A 3,491-nucleotide genomic window follows, 5' to 3' on the forward strand; every position below is an offset into this window, starting at 1 on the left:
ATGATATATATGATAGAGAATCCATAACGACATTAAAAGATATTGTTTCTTCCATTCTTTATTTTTTAAAAACAGGAAAGGGAGGAGAAAAACAGATTAAAGATATATCGATTATTAATTCTTTTACAAGCGAATTTCCTTATAAAACAACAATCGGTGGTACGGCTCCCAGAGCTGCAATAGTAATGGCAAAATTAGGGTGCAAATCTTTTTTACACTTAGTAACCGTCAATGATGTTGTGAGAAAGCTGTTACCGACGAACGCAGATTTTGTTTGTAGTAATTCTACCGACAGTTTATATCCGCATTTAATTATTCAGTTTCCAAAGGATTTGGTTGTTCGCTTTCATAACAGTGTTGTCAGATCAAAACGGGCAAATAGAATTATTTTTACCAATGATGCAGACAATGCTCTTATGCTGATTAATCCCGTTTTTTTTGAAAAAAATAGAACCGCCGATATTTTGCTTCTGAGCGGATTAAATGCCATACAAGATATTAACTTATTAAAAGCGAGATTAACATTTATAACGGAGTGTTTAGATAAATATTGTAAGAATATAAAAATATATTATGAAGATGCTTGTTTTTACAATCCAAAATTTCCTTGCGAGGTATGGAAATCTTTATTACCTTACATCAGTATATACAGCCTTAATGAAGATGAAATGCAAAATTATATCGGAGCGGAAGTTGATTTGCTGAATCCTTCTACTATATTGAATTCCTTGCAATTACTTCAACAAAAAATCCATGTACCTACTTTAATTGTCCATACTCGTTATTGGGCACTTGCCTATGGAACCGATATAGAAAACTACAAAACGGCTTTGGATGCCGGTATTATTATGGCAACAACTCGTCTGCGATGCGGAGATGATTTTTCCGCAGAGGATTATTACAGTACGGCAAAAATGCCTCGTGAACAGATAAGCGAAATTTTCTGTTCTAAAATAAGGGCGCTTTCAAATAAAGTATATTGTATTGCTTCCATTGCAGTCAATCAGAAAGACGTAACAACCATCGGCCTGGGAGATGCTTTTGTCGGAGGATTTTTGGCAAAAGCGGCCTACGGAGAGAAGTAAATGCAAAAAAAAGAATTCGTAGAAGAGCGAAGAAACCGTATGCTGGATTATATCGGCGAAAATAAACGAGCCGACGTACCCGAACTCGCACGGCACTTTGACGTTACCGAAGTGACGATCCGGCGCGATTTGCTGATTTTGGAGCAAGACGGCAAATTGATCCGTACGCACGGCGGCGCGATGATCAACCGGGACAGGGCGATTTGGCAGACGACGAATCTGGACGTGCGGATGGGAAGTGCCGTCGAAGAAAAAAAACGCATCGCCGCATACGCCGCCTCTCTCATCAATGACGGCGACAGCGTTTTTATGGACGGCGGCAGTACGACGCTGCTGACGGCGCAAAGCCTTTTAAAGCACAAACAACTGCTGATTGTCACGAATTCTCCGCTGATAGCGAGAACGCTTGCCGGCATCAACGACAATAAAGTCATCCTTACGGGCGGGGAATTGGAAAAAGCGACGGATTCCTTATTGGGTTCGACTAGCGAAGACGCGATTCGGCGATACAGAACCGATAAAGCGATATTGGGGATGAGCGGATTTATCCCGTACGACGGTTTTTTTTCGGCGATTCCGCAGGAAGCGGTTATTAAACGCTTGATGATTCAAAATGCGAAATACGTTATCATCGCCGTCGATTCGACCAAAGCCGGAACGACCGCCCTGTGTTTCGTATGCGATATAAAAACTCCCGATATTTTGATCACGGATACGAATATAACGGCTGCCGATGAACGCATTCTGACCGAAGGCGGTTTGAATGTCGTCGCCGTGTAGCGCGTATAGAAGGAGCTTCAAATGTTGATGAACATGAAAGAAATGCTGTGCGTTGCACAAAAAGAGCATTTTGCCGTTCCTGCTTTTAATGTAAGCAGCAGTATGATTTTAAAAGGGGTAATGGAAGCGTGTGAAGAAAAACACGCCCCCGTTATCATCGCCATCCATCCCGACGAGCTTTCGTTTGTCGGCGACAGTTTTGTTGCGGCGGTGCGCGAAGAAGCGCATAAAGCGTCCGTTCCCGTCTGCATCCACCTCGATCACGGCGCATCGTTTGCGCAAGTCATCCGTGCCATCGCATGCGGCTTTACGTCGGTTATGATCGATTCTTCAACGACGTCTTTCGACGACAATATCGCGATAACGAAAAAAGTCGTCGAAGCTGCGCACGCGGTAAACGTGTCCGTAGAAGCCGAACTCGGGACGATCGGTGCGACCGGCAACGGAGGGGAGGCAGGTACCGACAATATCATCTATACGAATCCCGACGATGTCGTACGCTTCGTCGAAGCGACGAACGTCGATACGCTTGCGATCGCTATCGGTACGGCGCACGGACTGTATCCGAAAACGAAAAAGCCCAAGCTCCGCCTCGATTTGTTAAAGGAAATCGTCGGAAAGACGAGCGTGCCTCTCGTGCTGCACGGCGGTTCGGACAATCCCGACGAAGAGATCGCCGAAGCGGTGCGGCTCGGTGTCGCAAAGATCAACATATCGAGCGATATCAAATCGGCGTTTTACAAAAAATGCCGGGAAGTGCTCGAAGATACGACGCTGCGCGAACCGAACGCGATTTACCCCGCGTGCATCGACGCGATGAAACAGGTCATATACCACAAGATCGAACTGTTCAACGACGGCGATAAAGCGCGGTATTATCGGTAAGTTTGAAGAGGGCTGTCTCGAAAGATTCTTTAAACTGCGGCATTGCAGGAAGTGTCGATTTTCGAAAATGCCGCAGTTATGCGCATGAGCGCACACGTTGGTTCGCGAGTTTTCGAAAGAAAATTCGAAGTTAAACGAGACGCGCTATTTCAGCGGCTCGTTTAAACCTTGCTTTTCGGACAGTTCCTGCCGCTTAATAAATATACCTTGCCGCTCTGCGGTGAGGACTGTTTATTTTAAAAGTTCTTCTAATTTTTCTTTTGCCTTTTCGGTTTCACTTTTATTCGGAATTACGACAAGCAAAATCCCGAAAACAAGCATTAGATAAGGGATTAAAGCGGACGGCATAGGAAAGCCGGCAAAAGGAAATATCAGACATGCGGTGATTACTCCTCCAAACCAAACAGATAAAAAAAACGTTACGAAAGTCGCCATCCGCATTTTTATTTTTATTGTTGAACCGTAATCATTTTCTTCAACAGTTCCGATCATCAAAGGCAAAAACGAATTTTTGTGATGTATATGCCTGAAAATTTTAAATGAATTTTCAGATACTTTTCCTACAAAATATTTATCGCCTTTCGAAAAATCAAATACGGAAGTTGTTATATAAGTGTTGTTTCGTATGATTTGAAGAATCTCATCTTTTGATTTTTTCGTTTCAATTATAAAATTCATTTTTCTCTTTTTGAATCGCGATCCGCCGATCTCATCCGCGCAGACTTTACCATCCCCCGGAAG

At 43.5% G+C, this 3,491-nt stretch carries 4 protein-coding genes; 3 read left to right on the plus strand and 1 reads right to left on the minus strand.

All coding sequences use genetic code 11. The features are described from left to right. From JSQ97_RS12560 to JSQ97_RS12570, 3 genes are all read left to right on the plus strand, one after another. On the plus strand, positions 1 to 1,085 hold a 1,085-nt coding region (locus JSQ97_RS12560), incomplete at its 5' end, for an ADP-dependent glucokinase/phosphofructokinase (protein ID WP_205076360.1). Next, positions 1,086 to 1,865 carry a DeoR/GlpR family DNA-binding transcription regulator gene (locus JSQ97_RS12565; protein WP_205076361.1) on the plus strand — a complete coding sequence of 260 codons (780 nt, stop codon included), beginning with the start codon at positions 1,086 to 1,088 and terminating at the stop codon, positions 1,863 to 1,865. A 21-nt stretch (positions 1,866 to 1,886) separates the two neighbouring features. Then, positions 1,887 to 2,750, plus strand: a complete 864-nt coding sequence (locus tag JSQ97_RS12570) for a ketose-bisphosphate aldolase (RefSeq protein WP_205076362.1) — start codon at positions 1,887 to 1,889, stop codon at positions 2,748 to 2,750. 231 nt (positions 2,751 to 2,981) lie between these two features. Here the strand turns inward: JSQ97_RS12570 and JSQ97_RS12575 are convergent. Continuing rightward, a partial coding sequence (locus JSQ97_RS12575) for a hypothetical protein (protein WP_205076363.1) occupies positions 2,982 to 3,491 on the minus strand: 510 nt, incomplete at its 5' end.

Origin of the sequence: Treponema sp. Marseille-Q4523 (assembly GCF_016901105.1) — a bacterium.
GTDB lineage: Bacteria > Spirochaetota > Spirochaetia > Treponematales > Treponemataceae > Treponema_D.

Bases quoted from the DNA above. Each gene is read 5' to 3' on its own strand.
- JSQ97_RS12570 (WP_205076362.1), top strand. From the start codon at position 1,887: ATGTTGATGAACATGAAAGAAATGCTGTGCGTTGCACAAAAAGAGCAT.
- JSQ97_RS12565 (WP_205076361.1), top strand. From the start codon at position 1,086: ATGCAAAAAAAAGAATTCGTAGAAGAGCGAAGAAACCGTATGCTGGAT.